Origin of the sequence: Thiomicrorhabdus xiamenensis (assembly GCF_013282625.1) — a bacterium.
Lineage (GTDB): Bacteria > Pseudomonadota > Gammaproteobacteria > Thiomicrospirales > Thiomicrospiraceae > Thiomicrorhabdus > Thiomicrorhabdus xiamenensis.
This window is the reverse complement of the sequence record NZ_CP054020.1, coordinates 1,387,778-1,405,767: the sequence shown is the minus strand read 5'-3', so window position 1 is coordinate 1,405,767 and position 17,990 is coordinate 1,387,778. Positions and strand designations below refer to the sequence as shown.

General features: G+C 45.5%; 19 protein-coding genes. All 19 read left to right on the top strand.

Going from position 1 to position 17,990, the window contains the following annotated elements; all coding sequences use genetic code 11:
* Positions 1-79: 79 nt before the first annotated feature.
* The 19 genes from tsf (at position 80) to HQN79_RS06410 (ending at position 17,889) form a co-directional block, all read left to right on the top strand.
* Positions 80-967: a translation elongation factor Ts gene (gene tsf, locus HQN79_RS06500; RefSeq protein WP_173285137.1), complete on the top strand. Its 888-nt coding sequence runs from the start codon at positions 80-82 to the stop codon at positions 965-967.
* 141 nt (positions 968-1,108) lie between these two features.
* Complete coding sequence (gene pyrH, locus HQN79_RS06495) at positions 1,109-1,828, top strand: UMP kinase (protein ID WP_173285136.1); 720 nt, start codon at positions 1,109-1,111, stop codon at positions 1,826-1,828.
* 3 nt (positions 1,829-1,831) lie between these two features.
* On the top strand, positions 1,832-2,389 hold the full coding sequence (gene frr / locus HQN79_RS06490; protein ID WP_173285135.1) for a ribosome recycling factor: 558 nt from the start codon (positions 1,832-1,834) through the stop codon (positions 2,387-2,389).
* A 218-nt stretch (positions 2,390-2,607) separates the two neighbouring features.
* A complete protein-coding gene (gene uppS, locus HQN79_RS06485) occupies positions 2,608-3,291 on the top strand; it encodes a polyprenyl diphosphate synthase (protein ID WP_238843450.1) in 684 nt (227 codons plus the stop codon).
* A complete protein-coding gene (locus HQN79_RS06480) occupies positions 3,285-4,097 on the top strand; it encodes a phosphatidate cytidylyltransferase (RefSeq protein WP_173285133.1) in 813 nt (270 codons plus the stop codon). The genes uppS and HQN79_RS06480 overlap by 7 nt, the downstream gene beginning before the upstream one ends.
* A gap of 25 nt (positions 4,098-4,122) precedes the next feature.
* The gene (rseP, locus tag HQN79_RS06475) at positions 4,123-5,520 is read left to right on the top strand and encodes an RIP metalloprotease RseP (protein ID WP_173285132.1); all 1,398 of its coding nucleotides are present in this window, start codon (positions 4,123-4,125) and stop codon (positions 5,518-5,520) included.
* Positions 5,513-7,816, top strand: coding sequence for an outer membrane protein assembly factor BamA (gene bamA, locus HQN79_RS06470; RefSeq protein WP_173285131.1), 2,304 nt, complete (start codon positions 5,513-5,515; stop codon positions 7,814-7,816). The genes rseP and bamA overlap by 8 nt, the downstream gene beginning before the upstream one ends.
* A 128-nt stretch (positions 7,817-7,944) precedes the next feature.
* On the top strand, positions 7,945-8,487 hold the full coding sequence (locus HQN79_RS06465) for an OmpH/Skp family outer membrane protein (RefSeq protein WP_173285130.1): 543 nt from the start codon (positions 7,945-7,947) through the stop codon (positions 8,485-8,487).
* A gap of 15 nt (positions 8,488-8,502) precedes the next feature.
* Entirely contained in the window at positions 8,503-9,540 is a 1,038-nt protein-coding gene (gene lpxD / locus HQN79_RS06460; RefSeq protein ID WP_173285129.1) for a UDP-3-O-(3-hydroxymyristoyl)glucosamine N-acyltransferase, read from the top strand.
* A gap of 17 nt (positions 9,541-9,557) precedes the next feature.
* Complete coding sequence (fabZ, locus tag HQN79_RS06455; RefSeq protein WP_173285128.1) at positions 9,558-9,995, top strand: 3-hydroxyacyl-ACP dehydratase FabZ; 438 nt, start codon at positions 9,558-9,560, stop codon at positions 9,993-9,995.
* A gap of 3 nt (positions 9,996-9,998) precedes the next feature.
* Positions 9,999-10,769 (top strand): acyl-ACP--UDP-N-acetylglucosamine O-acyltransferase, encoded by a 771-nt coding sequence (gene lpxA, locus HQN79_RS06450; protein ID WP_173285127.1) that lies wholly within the window; start codon positions 9,999-10,001, stop codon positions 10,767-10,769.
* A gap of 50 nt (positions 10,770-10,819) precedes the next feature.
* A complete protein-coding gene (lpxB, locus tag HQN79_RS06445) occupies positions 10,820-11,992 on the top strand; it encodes a lipid-A-disaccharide synthase (protein ID WP_173285126.1) in 1,173 nt (390 codons plus the stop codon).
* Positions 11,992-12,615, top strand: a complete 624-nt coding sequence (rnhB, locus tag HQN79_RS06440; RefSeq protein WP_173285125.1) for a ribonuclease HII — start codon at positions 11,992-11,994, stop codon at positions 12,613-12,615. The genes lpxB and rnhB overlap by 1 nt, the downstream gene beginning before the upstream one ends.
* Before the next feature lie 137 nt (positions 12,616-12,752).
* A complete protein-coding gene (locus HQN79_RS06435) occupies positions 12,753-13,727 on the top strand; it encodes a chemotaxis protein CheV (RefSeq protein WP_173285124.1) in 975 nt (324 codons plus the stop codon).
* A 258-nt stretch (positions 13,728-13,985) separates the two neighbouring features.
* The gene (locus HQN79_RS06430) at positions 13,986-15,251 is read left to right on the top strand and encodes a tyrosine-type recombinase/integrase (RefSeq protein WP_173285123.1); all 1,266 of its coding nucleotides are present in this window, start codon (positions 13,986-13,988) and stop codon (positions 15,249-15,251) included.
* Between the two features lie 327 nt (positions 15,252-15,578).
* A complete protein-coding gene (locus tag HQN79_RS06425; RefSeq protein WP_173285122.1) occupies positions 15,579-15,881 on the top strand; it encodes a type II toxin-antitoxin system RelE/ParE family toxin in 303 nt (100 codons plus the stop codon).
* Positions 15,874-16,173 carry an addiction module antidote protein gene (locus HQN79_RS06420; RefSeq protein WP_173285121.1) on the top strand — a complete coding sequence of 100 codons (300 nt, stop codon included), beginning with the start codon at positions 15,874-15,876 and terminating at the stop codon, positions 16,171-16,173. The genes HQN79_RS06425 and HQN79_RS06420 overlap by 8 nt, the downstream gene beginning before the upstream one ends.
* A gap of 15 nt (positions 16,174-16,188) precedes the next feature.
* Positions 16,189-16,464 (top strand): hypothetical protein, encoded by a 276-nt coding sequence (locus tag HQN79_RS06415; protein WP_173285120.1) that lies wholly within the window; start codon positions 16,189-16,191, stop codon positions 16,462-16,464.
* A gap of 276 nt (positions 16,465-16,740) precedes the next feature.
* A complete protein-coding gene (locus HQN79_RS06410) occupies positions 16,741-17,889 on the top strand; it encodes a hypothetical protein (RefSeq protein ID WP_173285119.1) in 1,149 nt (382 codons plus the stop codon).
* The last annotated feature ends 101 nt before the right edge of the window (positions 17,890-17,990 follow it).

The window sequence follows — 17,990 nt, the reverse complement described above, 5'->3', positions numbered from 1 at the left end:
TATCATCGGCTGACCAAAAGTGAGCCGGTGATTTTCCCTCCCAGTTTCTTAACCCTTATAAAAACTCAAGGAATTAAACATGGCAATTACTGCTGCAATGGTAAAAGAACTGCGTGAAATCACTAGCGCAGGTATGATGGATTGTAAAAAAGCGCTGGCAGAAACTGACGGCGATATGGATGCGGCGATTGAGTTCCTGCGTAAAAAAGGTATGGCGGGTGCTGATAAAAAAGCCGGCCGTCTTGCTGCTGAAGGTGTTATCGCAATCGCTATCGCTGATGACAAGAAAACTGCGGCAATTGCTGAAGTTAACTGTGAAACTGACTTTGTTGCTAAAGGTGACGAATTCAAAACGTTTGCAGATGAAATCGCAGCGATCGCTCTAGCGAATAAAACAACTGATATCGATACTATCATGAGCCAGACTATGGCCAACGGTAAAACCGTTGATGAAACCCGTCGTGAATTGATCGCTAAGATCGGTGAAAACATGGGCTTGCGTCGTGTTGAAATTATTGAGACCAATGGTGAAATCGGTCAATACCAGCACGGTGAGAAGATCGGTGTTGTTGTTGCTATGGACGGTGGTGATGAAACGCTTATCCGTGACGTTGCGATGCACGTTGCTGCAGCTAAGCCACAAGCGGTTTCTTCTGATGATCTAGATGCAGCGGTTGTCGAGAAAGAGCGCGCGTTCCAAATCGAACAGGCGCAATCTTCCGGTAAACCAATGGAAATTATTGAGAAGATGATCGAAGGGCGTATGCGTAAATTCGTCGGTGAGATCACTCTACTAGGTCAGTCTTTCGTTAAAGATCCTGATCAGACTGTTGAGAAGCTTTTGAAATCTAACTCTGCAATGGTTACTTCATTCGTTCGCCTGGAAGTAGGTGAAGGTATTGAAAAACAAGAAACCAACTTTGCAGACGAAGTTGCTGAAGCGGCGAAAGCAGCTCAAGGTTCTTAATCGTCCTTGTTGAGAAAAACCATGGGGATCAGTGTTTCTGACCCTGTGGTTTTTTTGTATTAATTTTAAGAGTAATTTGTAAATAGCTTTATTTATCAGGTATTTACAAATTGTTTTTTAACCCTTTTCTTAGGATGAGTTATGGCTCTTAAATATAAGCGCATATTGTTGAAGTTTAGCGGTGAAGCCCTGATGGGCGATGGCGAGTTTGGTCTTTGTGCACAAACTTTGCGCAAGGTTGTCAAGCAGGTCAAGGATCTGCGTGACCTGGGCGTAGAAGTCGGGATTGTTGTCGGCGGCGGTAATATTTTCCGCGGTGCCCAGATTCAGGGGTCGGGTATTCAGCGAACTACCGGTGACCATATGGGGATGATGGCGACGGTTATTAATGCTTTGGCGTTGCGTGATGTGATTGAATCTATGGATATCAAGGCGCAGGTGCTTTCGGCGATGTCCATTGAAGGGATTTCAACCGGTTTTAATGCAAACCTGGTTAAAAAACAGTTAAGTAATGGCGAAGTGGTTATTTTTGCAGCGGGAACAGGTTCGCCTTTCTTTACAACCGATACGGCCGCAGCGCTTCGTGGTGTGGAAATCGATGCCGATATCGTTTTGAAGGCGACTAAGGTTGACGGAATCTATACGGCTGATCCGAAAAAAGATCCAAGTGCCGAGCGTTATACTACTTTGACTTATGATGAAGTCATTCAGAAAAACTTACAGGTTATGGATATGACGGCGTTCGTGCTGTGCCGTGACCATAAAATGCCGATTCGAGTTTTCGATATGTTTAAGGATCAGGCAGTTATTCGAATTGTTCAAGGTGAAGATGAAGGCACCTTGGTTAGCTCAGGAGAATAAAAAATGTTAAACGAAATTCAAAAAGACGCTAAGGAAAGAATGCAGAAGTCTTTCGAAAACCTGGAAACGAATTTTGCCAAAATTCGTACTGGGCGTGCGCACCCGTCTATTTTAGACAGCATCATGGTCGAGTATTATGGTTCTGATGTGCCGTTGAGCCAAGTGGCCAATATTAATGTTGAGGATGCGCGTACGCTTACGGTTCAACCATGGGAGCAACCAATGGTCGCCAAGGTAGAGAAGGCGATTATGACTTCGGATCTTGGAGTGAACCCGGCAACAACCGGTAATCTGATTCGTATCCCGTTACCGCCGTTGACTGAGGAACGTCGTCGTGACCTGACCAAGGTTGCGCGTGCTGAAGCGGAACAGGCGCGTGTTGCTATTCGTAATGTGCGTCGTGACGCCAATAACGATGTTAAAAATCTACTGAAAGATAAAGAGATTACTGAGGACGATGCACGTCGTGCCGAAGATCAGATTCAGAAAATTACTGACGATGTGGTTAAGCAAGTCGATGATCTTCTTGCTGATAAAGAAACGTCTCTGATGGATCTGTAATCGTTTCTGCCGTTGCGTACATCAGCAACTCGGTAAAGCCGTTCGCTATTTGCGCCGTAATAGGGCATAATTAGCGAATTTGGTAGAATATGAAAAAGCCAAAAATCGAATAGGTTTTTGGCTTTTTTATTGGTATTTTTATTTCTAAACTGACGCAGGGTGTGACATTGCCTGACAAATTGACTGAAACTCATGTTCCTCAACATATCGCGATTATTATGGACGGTAACGGGCGCTGGGCAAAAAAACGGCTTCTGCCGCGTTTTATCGGACACCAAAAGGGGTTGAAGGCCGTTAAGCGTACCATTACCCACTGCGCCAAGCGTGGTGTAAAGGCCTTAACCCTGTTTGCGTTCAGTACGGAAAACTGGCGACGTCCAAAGGACGAGGTCAATAAGTTGATGTCGATGTTTTTGACCGCCTTGCAGAAAGAAGTCAAAAAATTAAACGATAATAACGTGCAGCTACGGATTATCGGCGATCGTTCCGGTTTCAGTCAGGAAATTCAGCAGCATATCGAACAGGCGGAAGCCTTGACTCGCGAAAACGACGGTCTGGTACTTAATATTGCCGCCAATTACGGCGGACAGTGGGATATTGTCGAGGCAGTAAAGTCCTGGCAGGCTGCAAATCCAGATAAATCGGTTCAGGAGCTGTCGGTCGATGAATTAGGGCAGTACATAGCCAATGCGGATCTGCCTTTGCCTGATCTGTTAATTCGTACCGGTGGCGAACAGCGAATCAGTAATTTTCTGATCTGGCAGATGGCTTATTCTGAGCTGTATTTTACCGATGCACTCTGGCCGGATTTCGGTGCCGAAGAGCTGGATAAGGCGATCGACTCTTTCGCCAAGCGCGAACGTCGTTTCGGACGAACCAGTGAGCAGGTGCAGCAATGTTGATTCCTCGGATACTCACTGCGCTGGTTCTGGTTTTTATTGTTGTCGGCGGCGTTTTTTATGCCTCGGATAGTGTTTGGTCTTCAGGGGTGTTCGTTCTCGCTGTGCTCGCTTTATGGGAGTGGGCGAAACTTGCCGAGTGCCGCGCATTATGGCTCAAAATACTATTTACAGCGGTTTCTGCTGTATTGATTTACCTCCTGTCTCCGTTTATTAACGGTTACGCTTATCTGTTGGTGACGATTGTCGTCATGCTCGCGGTCTTGTCCGTTGTTGTCCGTTATCAGCGGACGCAGGGACGTGTCGGTTTAAATTCAAGGCCCTTAATGTTGTTGCTGAGTTTTGCTCTGACACTGGTTTTTATTGTTGCTTTGCTCGCTTTGCATTCGTCTGTAGCGCCAGCGATACTTTTACTCAGTATGGCGATTGTATGGGCGATGGATACAGGGGCTTATTTTAGCGGCCGCGCTTTCGGTAAGCGCAAACTGGCGAGTTACGTAAGCCCGGGGAAAAGTTGGGAAGGCGTTTGGGGTGGTGCTTTGAGTGCCTTCATTCTCTCCTATGCCGTGCTTTCGTTTGTCTTGTCAGATACACCGTTTACTGAACGAGTATGGATTTCTGTGGCACTGACTCTGATCGCTCTGTTGTCCGTATTTGGTGATCTGTTTGAGAGTGTTCTTAAAAGACAGGCCGATATCAAGGATAGCGGATCGATTCTTCCTGGGCATGGTGGTGTTCTCGATCGGATTGACAGCCTTCTGGTCGCCATGCCTTTGACTTACCTGCTTTGGTCCGTATATACGGTTTGATTGAATTGATTTAAAGGACTGCTTTGTGGACTTCTTATGGTCTTTAGTCGGCTTTCTCATTGTTATCGGTATTCTGGTTACATTGCATGAATGGGGACATTTCCAGGTCGCGCGCTGGTTCAATATTAAAGTTGTCGAATTTTCAATCGGTTTCGGCAAGGCCCTTTACCAGAAGCAAAAAGGCGAGACAAACTATAAGATTGCGATGATTCCTTTGGGCGGTTTTGTACGCTTTACCGATGAGCGCGAAGGGCCGGTTGCGGACGAGGATTTGCCAAGAGCATTTAACCGTCAAAGTGTTTATAAGCGATTTGCTGTGGTTGCAGCCGGTCCTTTGATTAATATCCTTTTTGCCTGGCTGGTTTTTATTGTTATTTATCTAATAGGAATCAATACCTTAAAACCAGTTATTGAAGTGATTCCTGAAAATACACCGCTTTCTCAGGTGTTAAATATGCAGCAACTGCAGTCGCATGGAGCGCAAGATGGCCTGTGGGAGGTCGTTGCGGTTAACGGTAAAACGGTTAATGCCTGGAACGAGGTTAATCAGCAGTTGATGCTGGCGATGATTGAGAAACGTGCCAATGTCGATTTGCAGTTACAGGAAGTCTATAGCGGACAAGCTATTCAGGTTTCCGGTTTGGATATTCGGTTGCTGGATTTAAATGCCGCCGATACAGATTGGCTGACTGTTTTAGGGTTTGTCCCTGCACCTCCACGGATTCCTGCTGTTATTGATCGGGTTTTGCCTGACGGACCGGCTGCAAATTCCGGTCTGCAGCCGGGAGATAGAATTACCTCCGTTGATCGCTTTCCGGTCGAGAACTGGGGTGAGTTCGTCAAAATTATCCAGGATAAACCGGGTGAGACGGTAAACGTGAGCTATTTACGTGATCGTGTCGAGTATGAGGTTGCGATTCGTCTTGGCAGTGTGCTGAGAGATGAGCAGCAGGTTGGTCAGGTAGGGCTCGGCGTGCGTTTTGATCGCCATGCGATGGCGCCTTTCAGTAACCGGATCAGTTATGATTTGAGCGGGGCGATTGAAGCGGGTTGGCAGCGTATGCAGGATCTGACTTATATGAGTCTGCAAATGCTTAAAAAAATGCTGTTCGGCGAAGTCAGTCTGCAACATTTATCCGGCCCGATCAGTATCGCCCAGATGTCCGGTCAGGCCGTACAGAGCGGTTTAATAAGTTTTCTGGGCTTGCTGGGACTTCTCAGCCTGAGTATCGGTATCCTAAATTTACTGCCAATACCTGTTTTAGACGGCGGTCATTTGCTATATTACCTCGTCGAAATGATAAAAGGCTCCCCTGTGAGCGACAGATTTATGCAATATGGTCAGACAGTTGGGTTATTCCTGATTCTCAGTCTCACTTTACTTGCTATATTTAATGACATTTTAAGAATATCCAATGGTTAAGATGAATCCTGTAAACTTTAGAAAAACCACCCTTGTTGCCGCTCTTTCGGCGAGTTTGCTAGCACCTGCAATTGCCAACGCCTTTGTGGTTGAGAAAATTGTCGTTGAAGGGGCGAACCGTATCGGTTACGAAACCATCAACAGTTATCTACCGATCAGCAAGGGACAGTTTCTTGATTCTGCCTTGACCCAACAGACCATTGAGCGTCTGTACAAAACCGGCTTTTTCGATAATGTATCCATCTACCAGCGCGGACAGGGCGAGATGGTGATCAAGGTTGAAGAGCGTCCGTCGATTGCCGAAGTCAAAATCGAAGGGAATAAGCTGATCGAAACCGATATTCTTCAAGATGCCTTGCAGAGTCTTGGTGTCAAACAGGGACGAATCTATAACCAGCTGGATCTTGATCGTATTATCATCGATCTGAAACGCCGCTATCAGAACCAGGGGTATTACGCTGCTTCGGTTGAAATCGAAAGCAAAGAATTACCGCGTAACCGTGTTGACCTGAAGATCAAAATTATCGAAGGCGAGCCGGCAAGTATGGGGCGCATTACGCTGGTCGGTAATGAAGTCTATTCGGATCGCCGTCTTAAAGGTCAGATGTCCTTAGGTGAAGGCGGGATCTTGGGAACCGGCGATTCTTATTCCAAGCCGAAGCTTGAAGCCGATCTTGAGAAAATCCGCTCTTTCTATCTGGATCGCGGCTACGCGCAGTTTAATATTGTTTCATCGCAGGTCTCGTTGTCGGTCGATAAAACCCGTGTTTTCACGACCATCAATATGCAGGAAGGCGATCGCTTTACTTTGAGTGAAGTGAAGTTTACCGGTGAAACCATTCTGACTCTTGATGAGATTGATCAACTGGTTGATGTGCGTGCGGGAGATACATTCTCGCGCAGTAAGATTATCAATGCCGTCAATACCATCCGCGAACGTCTCAGTGAAGAAGGCTATGCTTTTGCCGAAGTGACGCCGGATACGGTCATCAATCCGCAAGATAAAACCATGTCGGTCACCTTTAAAGTCGAACCGAAAAATCGTGTTTATATCCGTTATATCGACTTTGAAGGCAACACACGTACACGCGATCATGTTATTCGTCGTGAACTTCGACAGCTGGAGAGCGCGCCTTACTCACTGAAAGCAGTACGCCAGTCACAATCCCGACTGGATCGTCTAGGCTTTTTTAAAAGCAGTAAAATCGAAACCAAACGCGTTTCTGACGATCAGGTTGATCTGATTGTCAAAATCGAAGAGCAGCCAACCGGTTCTTTCACCGCCGGTATCGGGTACTCTCAGCTTGACGGAGCCAGTTTCAATATCGGACTTTCCGAGCGTAACTTTATCGGTAGTGGTAATAAATTGGACCTTCAGGTGGCAACCAGTGCGGCCAGAAAAACGGCCGATATTGGGGTGACCGATCCATACTTTACCGAAGACGGTGTCAGTCTCGGGATGGGGATCTATTATCGTGAAATCGATGCCGAAGAGTTGGATGTAGCCGACTACACGACCAACAACTACGGTGTGAAAGCCAGTATCGGCTATCCGTTGAACGAAGATGATTCGATTCGTTTCGGGTTGAAGTTGGATTCTCAGGAACTGGTCTGTAACTCCGATTTTACCTATTGTCATGATTACATTGATCAATACGGTTCGGATACCAATTCCGTTCAGGCAAGCTTGAGTTGGGTACGCAATACCACCAATAGTTTCTATTTCCCGAGTAAAGGGCGTAAAGCTTCGGTTTCTCTGGAAGCGGTCGTACCGGGAACTTCCGATGCGCCATTCTATAAAGTGTTTGCTGAAGAGAACCTTTATCTGCCTATGACGGAAAATCTGTCATTGCACTTTAAAGGTGGCTTTGCCTTCGGTGATGGTTACGGCGATATCGACACGCTACCTTTCTATGAAAACTTCTATGCCGGTGGGATCGGAACTGTGCGTGGTTTTGAACCGAACTCGCTTGGAAATCGTTTCGATCTGACTCAGGACGGTAGTGACCGTCCGCGAGGCGGTAATACGCGTGTCCTGGGTACGATCGAGATTATTTCGCCTACGCCGTTTATCGAGGACTCCAGTAACCAGCGTATTTCTTGGTTCTTCGACGCCGGTTACGTCTTTGAAGATATTAAGGAAGTGGAGACCACCGAACTACGCTCATCAGTCGGTATCGGTTATTCCTGGATTACGCCAGTAGGGCCGTTGACCTTCAGTATCGCACAACCGGTCAACTCCAAGTCTGATGATAAAACCCAGGCATTCCAGTTTACACTCGGGACCGCCTTCTAAAAACGGGCAAGCTTAGGGCGTCCGGCTCCAAACAATGCGTATTAGCGGAGTTTTACTTCTAAATTATCAGTAAGACTGATGATAATTTAGGGTAAAATCTCCAAAACTATAGATAATAGGATGGATCGATGTTTAAACCTTATTTCCTGATTGTCGCTTTCTCTTTTTTGGCAATGATTTCTCAAGCAAATGCCGCTGAAGATAAGCCGGTGAAATTGGGGGTTGTTAATGTCGCCCTGTTACTTGAGCAGGCGCCTCAAGCAGAATTGGCCACGGAAAAGTTAAAGAAAGAGTTTTCCAAAGAGCAGCAGGAACTAAAAAACCTGGCGAAAAAGCTTGAAAGCGAACAGGCAGAGTACGAAAAAAATAAAACCGTCATGAGCAATGCGCAACGCGCAACTAAAGAGCGTGAATTGACCATGATGACGCGTGAAATTCAGCGCCGTCGTAACGATGTTCAGGAACTCATCAATCTGCGTCGTAACGAAGAATTGGCAAAAATCCAGAATCTGGTGAATGAAGCCATCAAGACCATCGGAGAAAAACAGGGCTTTGACCTGATTCTCTATGAAGGAATTGCCTATACCAATAGTCGCATCGATGTCACTAAGGACGTTTTACAGTATTTGAGAACGGAATCTCAAAAAAAACGTTCTGATTTCAATAAATAACAACAAGGCTGTTTTGTGCGCATAGACTCTTTACTTTCGGTACTGGACCGTAACCAAATCGATTATCAGTTTTCTGGCGATAAATCGGTAGAGATAAATAGAGTTGCCGGTCTGGATAATGCAAGCCAAGACAGCCTGAGTTTTCTTAATTCAAACAAGTTTATCGACTCATTAAACCAGACCCTTGCCGGGGTCGTGGTTCTTCGTAGCGAATTTCAGGCGCAATGCCCGACCAATTCAATTTCCGTACATGACCCTTATTTTGTCTACTCTTTACTCGCACAGGTTGTTTATCCGGATGCGGCGCCTTTTTCCGGTGTAGCTGAAAGTGCTTCGGTCGCTCTGACGGCGGATCTCGAAGAGCAAGTCTGCATCGAGGATCAGGTTGTCGTTAAAGAAAATGTTTCGATCGGGTGTCAAACCTGGGTTCAGTCAGGAGCGGTAATTCATCGCAATGTTAAAATCGGTGCGCATTGCAAGATCGGCTCCAATGTCGTCATTCATGAGAATTGCATTATCGGCGATCATACCCGCATAGAATCCGGGGCGATCATCGGTGGTGACGGTTTCGGCTGGGCACCTAATCGCGGCCAATGGTCTAAAATCCCGCAGGTCGGGCGCGTTGTAATCGGTAATCATGTTTCGATCGGTAACAACAGCTGTGTCGATCGCGGAGCAATCGAAGATACGGTAATCGAAGATCACTGTATAATCGATAATCTGGTGCATATTGCACATAATGTCGTTATTGGAGAAGGCTCCGCTATAGCCGGTCAGGCTGGATTCGCCGGGACAACCAAAATCGGTAAGCACAATATTGTTGCCGGTCAGGCCGGATTCGCCGGACATCTGAGCACGGCTGACAATTGTCATTTTGCCGCCAAGTCGGGGGTCACCCAGACAGTCAAAAATTCCGGTGCTTATTCAGGATTTCCGGTGCAGGAAACGGCAAAGTGGCAAAAGCAGATCGTACGCCAGAGAAATCTGGATAAGATGGCAATGCAGATAAAAGAATTACAAAAACAACTTAAAGAACTACAAAATAATAATTAATAAAACTGGATACTCTTATGATGGAAGTAAAAGACATTTTTGATTATTTGCCGCATCGCTACCCGTTTTTGCTGGTTGACCGAGTAACCGAATTTACTCCAAATGAGAGTCTAAAAGGTTATAAAAATATCACTTTCAATGAGCCGCAGTTCACCGGCCATTTTCCGAATAACCCGATTATGCCGGGTGTCATGATTATCGAAGCTATGGCGCAATGTACGGGCATTCTGGCATTCCGCAGTCAAGGCGTTAAACCTGACGGAACCTCAATGTACTATTTGGCTGCTGTCGATAATGCGCGTTTCCGCCAGCCTGCCGTTCCGGGAGATCGTCTGGATTTCGAGGTTAAGGCGTTAGGCAATAAGCGCGGTATCTGGAAATTTGAATGCACAACCAAGGTTGACGGTAAAGTTATCGCTTCAGCCGATCTGATGTGTGCAGAGAGAAAGGTATAAGTTTTGATCCATCCGTCAGCAATCATAGACCCGGACGCGAAAATCGCCGATGACGTTGAAATTGGACCTTTCTGTGTCGTTGAAGGCGATGTCGAAATTGGTGCCGGCTGTAAATTAGAATCCCATGTTGTCATTTCAGGCCCGACACGGATAGGTGAAAATAATCATTTTTATCCGTTCGGTTCAATCGGTGCCGCGCCTCAGGATAAGAAATATGCCGGGGAAAAGACCGAATTGATTATCGGCAACAATAATACTTTCCGTGAGAACGTGACCTTGAATCGCGGCACAATCCAAGATCTTGGAAAAACCATTATCGGTAACGATAACTGGGTGATGGCTGGGGTTCATATTGCACATGACTGTATTATCGGCGATCACACCATTATGGCCAATAATGTCGCGCTTGCCGGTCATGTCGAAGTGCAAGACTGGGCTATTCTCGGCGGTTATTCACTGGTGCATCAGTTTTGCCGGATCGGTCGTCATTCGTTCTGCGGTATGGGCAGTGTCATCAATCAAGATGTCCCGGATTTTATCGTCGTTTCCGGCAATATCGCCGAAGCCCGTTCAGTCAATCTGGAAGGTTTGAAGCGCCGGGATTACGATGCCGAACAGAGAGCGCTGGTCAAAAAAGCCTATAAGGTCATCTACCGTCGCGGTCTGTCGGTCAAAGACGCGGTTAAAGAATTGCAGAAAATCGAAGATTCGAAAAATACCTTGCAACATCTTATTGAATTTCTTCAGAACTCCGAACGGGGCATTACACGCTAAGTTTGTCCCGAAATTTCTTCGGGTCGAATGATGATCGGAATACTATACTGATGTCTCACAACAGCAATCAATCGATTACCATTGCCCTGGTTGCCGGAGAAGCTTCCGGCGACACGCTCGGGGCTGACCTCCTTTCCGAACTTAAATCACGCTATCCCAACGCTCGTTTTGTCGGTATCGGCGGCCCAAAAATGATCGCTTTAGGTATGGATTCCTGGTATCCGATGGAAACCTTGTCGGTTATGGGTTTTTTTGAGGTCTTAAAGCGCCTGCCGCAACTTCTCAAACTGCGTAAGCAGCTTATACAGCGTCTTATCGAGTTGAAGCCTGATGTTTTTATCGGGATCGATGCACCGGATTTCAATTTCACAGTTGAAAAACATCTGAAACAGCAGGGGATTAAAACCGTTCATTATGTCGGGCCTTCTGTTTGGGCCTGGCGGGAAAAACGTCTGCAGAAAATCAAGCGCGCCGTTGACGGTGTTCTGGTTTTATTCCCGTTTGAACCCCAATATTACCACCGCTACCAGATCCCGGTCGAATGTGTCGGGCATCCTCTGGCGCAACAAGTGCCGGAAGTGCCGGATAAAATCAGCGCGCGTAGCCGACTCGGTCTTGCCGAGGATTCTCAAGTGACGGCGATACTGCCTGGGTCGCGGATGAGTGAAATCAACCAGATGATTGATCCTTATTTACAGGCGGCCGATCAGCTACTTAAAGCCTATCCAACAATGCGTTTCGTTATTCCGGTGATTCATGACCGAGCCCGTCGGAGAATCGAAGAGGCACTTAAAAAATGGCAATTGGATGAACAGGTACTGTTGTTGCAAGGGCAGGCTCAGTTGGCTTTGGAGGCGTGTGACCAGGCTCTGGTTACTTCCGGAACGGCAACGCTGGAGTGCGCATTAATGCGTCGTCCGTTGGTTCTGGCGATCAAAGTGCACCCGCTTTCCTATTGGATTATGTCGCGTCTGGCAACGACCAAATGGATTGGATTACCCAATATTCTCGCGCAGCAGGATATTGTTCCGGAGTTGATTCAGGATCAGGCGACAGCGGAAAAAATCTCAACAGAGTTGGCAAGCCTGATTGAATCCGAAGTGATCCGTGAACAGCAGCTGAGATGCTTCGAGCAGCAGTATCAGCAACTTAAACAGCCTTCCGCACAGATTGCCGTAGCGGCAATCGAGCGCTGGACGGGAATAGGCAACGAACCACAATAATGAAAAACACACAACAGATCGATCTTTTTGCAAACGACTCGCCGGAAGATTCACAGGTTATCATCGGTGTCGATGAAGTCGGACGTGGCCCTCTGATTGGCGATGTGGTGGCGGCAGCAGTGATTCTGCCCGATGATTGCAGTTTGCCTCTTGCCGACTCCAAAAAACTGTCTGAAAAGAAACGTGAACTGCTGTTCGATCAAATTTGCGAACAGGCGGTTGCCTACAGCATTCAAGTTGCCTCTCCAGAAGAGATTGACGAATTGAATATCCTACAGGCGACCATGCTGGCCATGACGCGGGCCATCGAATCGGTAGCATCGCAATCCCGCTTTGATTTGGTGATGGTGGACGGGAATCGTTGCCCGGACATTAAGTATCCATGTCAGTCGGTTATCAAAGGCGACGCCAAGATTAAAGCGATTTCCGCGGCATCAATTCTGGCTAAGGTTTATCGTGACCGGCAGATGATTGAGCTTGACCAACGCTATCCTGAGTATGGGTTTGCCAAACATAAGGGATACCCGACAGCAGAGCACATGAGCAGGTTGCAAAACTTGCCTGTGCTTGAGCAATATCGCCGTTCTTTCAAACCGGTACGTCTGCTTTTGGAGCAGAGCTAGTCGTTCAATACGGTTGTTAAATTGGCCAATATCAATTGTTTTGATAAAACCCTGTTTATACTTGGGAAAATCCACCGCTTTCCGTTAGAATCTGAATAACTTCCATCCGAATATTAACTTCTTATACAGGCTTACATATGACCACCACTCTGGAACAAGTCGAAAAAACCGCTCAGTTAAGTAAAAACAATCAGTTGAGTCTGATGATTTTTCAGGTGCAGTTTGGCAATGACGACTATCATCCCCCTTACTACGGAATGAACGTTTTTAAGGTTAGAGAAGTTCTGGAAGGGCGTAGTTACCCGGTTTCTCCGATGCCGGATACCAACGATCTGATTGAAGGCATGATCGAGTTGCGCGGGCAGTATCTACCGGTTATCGATCTTCCGCAGTGGATGGGCTTTCCAATGAGCTCAGAGGAGCGCGAAAAATCGATTATTATCGTGTCCGATTTCAGTCACAACTTTGTCGGCTTGCGTGTTTCGCATATTCATGGCGTTGAAGAGAAAAACTGGTCGGATATTCACCCGGCCGGTAATTACAATATCAATGTAAACACCAACCAGATTATCAACCATACCTATCTGGATAACAGTGAGACATTGTGTTTTATTCTGGATATTGAAAAGCTACTGATTGAGGCGATGCCTAGCATGGCCCAAAAAATCTTTTCGTCGGCGAAAGAAATCGACATCGAAGCGAATATGTTTGCTCCGGAGTTGTACCAGAAAACCATTCTTTTTGCCGAAGACTCCAAAGCGATTCAGAAATATATGGGAATGGTTTTCGACCAGCTCGGCTTAAAGTTCATAGCCTTTGAAAACGGACGTTTGCTATTGGACTATATCGACGGACTGGAGAGTATGGATTCGGTATCAATGGTGTTTACCGATTTGGAGATGCCGGTCGCTTCAGGGCATACCGTAATTCGCGAATTGCGCGAGCATAGTAAAACCCATGATATCCCGATTGTCGTCCATACCTCAATGACCAGTGAAAACAATACGCGGGAAGTTTTGAGTATGGGGGCTAACTACTTTATCGGTAAGGTTGATACGGATATGATCGTCGACACGATCAAGAAGGTTCAAAATGACTTCTATTCAAATTGAGTGTTGTGTTTGCTCGTATTTGAATAGGGTGATGTAAGTAGAAGATTTTTCCTGAAATATTTTGTGGGAATTTTTAAACTCCGAATACAAAAAAAGCGCCTGATCAGAGGGTATTTTTCAAATTTTAACAAGTTGCATAGTGTTGCTCTAAGCCCCGTTAATTGGGGCTTTTTTGTGGTTTAGTGTTGCATAGTGTTTTTCTCAATTGCACTACATTTACGGTACCATTTACGGTATCGTTTACGGTACGGAACAATTTTGAGCGCTTTTTTCATGAAACGGAAACTTACAGACCGAAAAATACAGGCACTAAAGCCAAAAGAGAAACAGTATAAAGAAGCAGACGGCGGCGGCCTGTATCTGCTTATCAAGCCAAGCAACACCAAAACATGGCGTTATGACTTCTCTCTGTTCGGACATCGCTACACGCTTACAATTGGTCAATACCCAGATATTCCACTGAAGAAAGCCCGAGACCTACACGAACAGGCAAGGGCGTTTGTAGCAGAAGGGCTTGATCCTAGAGTTGAGTTTAAACGCATCAAAGGCGAACGCTTTAAGCCATTCAGCGCCTATGCACTGGATATACTCAAAGATTCACCCAATAGAGAAGTAACCAAGCGCAAGAAGCGCGAATTAATGGAAATTCACCTATTCCCTGTACTGGACAGGGTACCGGTTGAAACCATTACCACCATTCACTTATATAACCACTTCAAAAACCTGTATGACATCGGTAAGAGAGAAACCCTTAGAAAGTGCATAGGTGCAACTAAGGAAGTGTTTAACCGGCTTATTGCTTTGCAGATTATCAGCACCAACCCCGCGCAAGGGCTAACGGATCTATTCCCGACCAATGCCAAGGCAATGCCTAGAAAAAGTATGCCGTCCACAACCGATCCGGCCACACTCAAGGTACTGCTAAAAGGCTTTGAACAATATCACGGTAGTTATCCGGTAAAAATGGCTTTGCAGTTTATGCCTTATGTCTTTATGCGCCCAAAGAACATACGAGAACTTAAATGGCAAAACATCGACTTTGAAACCAAGATGATGACCTACCAAGACGGGGAAATGAAAACAGACCGCCCCCATAAAGTACCGTTATCAAAGCAGGCGCTTAATATCCTCAATGCCATGAGAGAGCTAAACGGGGATAAGACCTACATTTTCACCACGTCCACAGCGGGTAAGGATAAGCCGCTTGCCGTTAGTACGCTTTCATGCGCCATTAACAAAACTAAGAACCCAGAAACAGGGGAGCCAGTAGGCAAAGGCTTAATGAGTCCGCACGGTTGGCGGCACGCTGCTAGCACCATACTCAATGAATTAAAGTTTTCGCCTGACGTTATCGAGGCGCAATTAGCCCACATGGATAAAGACCGGATTCGAGCCGCCTACAATAATGCGGAATGGATAGAAGACCGAACCAAAATGATGCAGGCATGGGCAGACCATTTAGATGCACTCAAAAACGGTGGTGACGTTATCCCGATTAACCGCAATAACGCCAATGCGGGATAGCACGCCCACAGATTAGTAGCGCTTATAGTTGGCACTAATTTGTGCCGATTCCGAGAGAAAATCGTGGCGCTTATAGTTGGCATTAATTTGTGCCGAATCCAACAGAAAATAGCGCCACTTTTCACCCCTGTTATTTTGTACAACCTTATGACATGCGTAAAAATTAACGGTACAAGCGGTACGGACGGTACTAGCCTTTATTCATGCGGCCTAGAGCCTGTACCGTTTTTGTTTTCAAAACGGTACGAACGGTACAGAAACCCCTATTTTGTATCTAAGTGAATACATTTTTGCTTAATTCGTATCTTATAAGATACAATTCTAACTATGATTGAAATCCGAAAATACCTTAGGAATGGTGAAAGCCCGTTTGATGAACGCTTTAACCAAATCAAAGATAAACAGGCCAAAAGCAGAATTACGGCACGGTTAACCCGTCTAGCAATGGGCAACGCAGGAGACCATAAGCAACTAAGTGAAAACCTGTTTGAATTAAGAATTGATGTAGGTAAAGGGTGGCGCGTTTATTACACCAAAGAGGGCGCTCAAATCGTTTTGTTAATACTGGTAGGCGATAAGCCCAACCAAAAGAAAGACATTAAAGAAGTAAGGAGTTGGTTAGATGAGTAACTTAAATTCGGTGCCTTATGATCCGGCGGAATACCTAACCACCGCTGAGGACGTTAAAAGCTACCTAGAAGCCTGTTTAGAAGAAAACGACCCCCAGCTATTTATTAAAGCGCTAGGCATTGCGGCGCGCTCTCAAGGTATGGCAGAAATCAGCAAGCAGACCGGCCTAGGGCGTGAAAGCCTTTATAAATCGTTTGGGGAGGGCAAGCACCCCCGTTTTGAAACCGTGTTTAAAGTAATCCAAGCACTCGGGCTAGAGTTCCGTTTACAGCCGCATATGGCAACGGCATAAAGCAAAAGGTCGCTTATGGAAATAAAGCTTATTGAAAAAATTGAACATCACTTTTCAGATTACAAAGAAGTAACGTGGCTTAAATGTAAAACTGCAGATGATCAAATTGTGGCGTTTTGGGGGGCGCTTTATGGGGATAACACTAATATCGAAACCCTGCTAAATCAAGTATTCCCTGTAATAGTAGAAATACCAAATCCAGAAGACTGCATCCCAACAGATTGGGAAAAGTCAAAGTATAACCTTTCCATGAGTATTCCACTTTATTCAGAGATAAAAATTATTTCATAGGCTTATGACATACGTAAAAACCAACGGTACAAGCGGTACGGACGGTACGAGCCTTTATTCACGCGGCCTAGAGCCTGTACCGTTTTTGTTTTCAAAACGGTACGAACGGTACAGAGAAATGAAAAACAAGCGTTAATGCACTGTAAAACAGCGGATTAGCCGAATAGAACAGCACTGGCACGGTCTAGCCCGACGGGGCGAAAAGGGAATATCCATCCCCTGACCGTGCCGCCCTTACTTATTCCAGTGGATAGCAAGCTCGGGAGGGTTTGACTAATGGCGTATTTGAAGCCCTATTACCACATAGAAGAAGTGGTAGAGATTTTCCAGCAAAGAGATCCAATGGTAACCCGTGAAAGTGTTTTAGATTTGGGGGCTAGAGGGCTTTTAAATTTTGGTTTACTCTCTTTGCCATTTACAAGGGGAAATACCGACCTATGGAATGAGCGTTTAGCAAAACAGCAAGGATATGAAATTAGGGTTATTGGTGAACCCTATTATGAGTCCAAATATCCAGCAGTAGCTAGGCGTCTATATAATGGCTTAAAGAAACAACTGGAATACCATAAGAAGCACTCTAATGAAAATTACGAGTCTGTAAAAGATGGGAATGAGTATCTTACAAAGTACTTACTTGAGACTTACCGACTAACCGCCCCCATTGTAAAAAAGTACCGTTTTCACTATCCGCCTGTATTGCTTTGGGATAAAGAACAAGAAAAACACGATGATACCAACTATGAACCACTAATTGATGAGATTGGGCTTAAAGGAAAACCTGAAAGGCTTATTTTCCCAGTGTTTGAGTGGTTCGCCCCTAATTGGATTCTTAAAGTCTTACATGGTGATATAGAGTACCTAAAGCGTTTAAAGATTTCTAAATTTACTGACCTTAACAATGACGTTTTAAAACCTATTAAAGGAGTAATTGTTAATCTGCCGTGCGATGAATTGCCAGATGAACTACAGTACGAATCAGACACAGAGTTATGTAATGTTGAATTAATTTATCAGCATGAACTTGATACTGACTACTTTATAAGATTGATTGAAGCGGACAGATTTTATATTTCAAGGCGTGAATTAATGTGCTTCGAACAAGAGTACCTAGGAATTGAACACAGAATGAAAGTAAACACGCCAAAGCAAAATACAACTAATGTATTTAGCAGTCCACCGCGCAAAAAAGACGACTTATTCAATGCAATGAATACGGTGTTTGCCGCGTTTTTAAGTGATAACGGCCGACTTCCTCAGAGAGTAGAAGCATGGGAGTACTTCAAAATAAACCTACCAAGCTATCTAAGCTTAAATGAAAAACAAAACGCTATTCTGCTTGATGGAAAAGAGATAGATAAAGAAGCATTCTTAAAACGGCTCAAGAGGTACACCAAAGAGCCAATACCGCCATCAAGCAGTCAATAAAGACATTACCGCCATTTAGTAACATTCCTTAAACCACTTTCTTACATTGCCACCAAGCGCAACGCATTGCGCTACGTTTTAACCAATTAAAACAGGTGGCA

Bases quoted from the DNA above. Each gene is read 5' to 3' on its own strand.
- lpxB (WP_173285126.1), top strand. From the start codon at position 10,820: ATGTCTCACAACAGCAATCAATCGATTACCATTGCCCTGGTTGCCGGA.
- tsf (WP_173285137.1), top strand. From the start codon at position 80: ATGGCAATTACTGCTGCAATGGTAAAAGAACTGCGTGAAATCACTAGC.
- HQN79_RS06420 (WP_173285121.1), top strand. From the start codon at position 15,874: ATGAGTAACTTAAATTCGGTGCCTTATGATCCGGCGGAATACCTAACC.
- pyrH (WP_173285136.1), top strand. From the start codon at position 1,109: ATGGCTCTTAAATATAAGCGCATATTGTTGAAGTTTAGCGGTGAAGCC.
- HQN79_RS06435 (WP_173285124.1), top strand. From the start codon at position 12,753: ATGACCACCACTCTGGAACAAGTCGAAAAAACCGCTCAGTTAAGTAAA.
- uppS (WP_238843450.1), top strand. From the start codon at position 2,608: ATGGACGGTAACGGGCGCTGGGCAAAAAAACGGCTTCTGCCGCGTTTT.
- HQN79_RS06480 (WP_173285133.1), top strand. From the start codon at position 3,285: ATGTTGATTCCTCGGATACTCACTGCGCTGGTTCTGGTTTTTATTGTT.
- bamA (WP_173285131.1), top strand. From the start codon at position 5,513: ATGGTTAAGATGAATCCTGTAAACTTTAGAAAAACCACCCTTGTTGCC.
- HQN79_RS06465 (WP_173285130.1), top strand. From the start codon at position 7,945: ATGTTTAAACCTTATTTCCTGATTGTCGCTTTCTCTTTTTTGGCAATG.
- frr (WP_173285135.1), top strand. From the start codon at position 1,832: ATGTTAAACGAAATTCAAAAAGACGCTAAGGAAAGAATGCAGAAGTCT.
- HQN79_RS06410 (WP_173285119.1), top strand. From the start codon at position 16,741: ATGGCGTATTTGAAGCCCTATTACCACATAGAAGAAGTGGTAGAGATT.
- rnhB (WP_173285125.1), top strand. From the start codon at position 11,992: ATGAAAAACACACAACAGATCGATCTTTTTGCAAACGACTCGCCGGAA.
- HQN79_RS06415 (WP_173285120.1), top strand. From the start codon at position 16,189: ATGGAAATAAAGCTTATTGAAAAAATTGAACATCACTTTTCAGATTAC.
- fabZ (WP_173285128.1), top strand. From the start codon at position 9,558: ATGATGGAAGTAAAAGACATTTTTGATTATTTGCCGCATCGCTACCCG.
- HQN79_RS06425 (WP_173285122.1), top strand. From the start codon at position 15,579: ATGATTGAAATCCGAAAATACCTTAGGAATGGTGAAAGCCCGTTTGAT.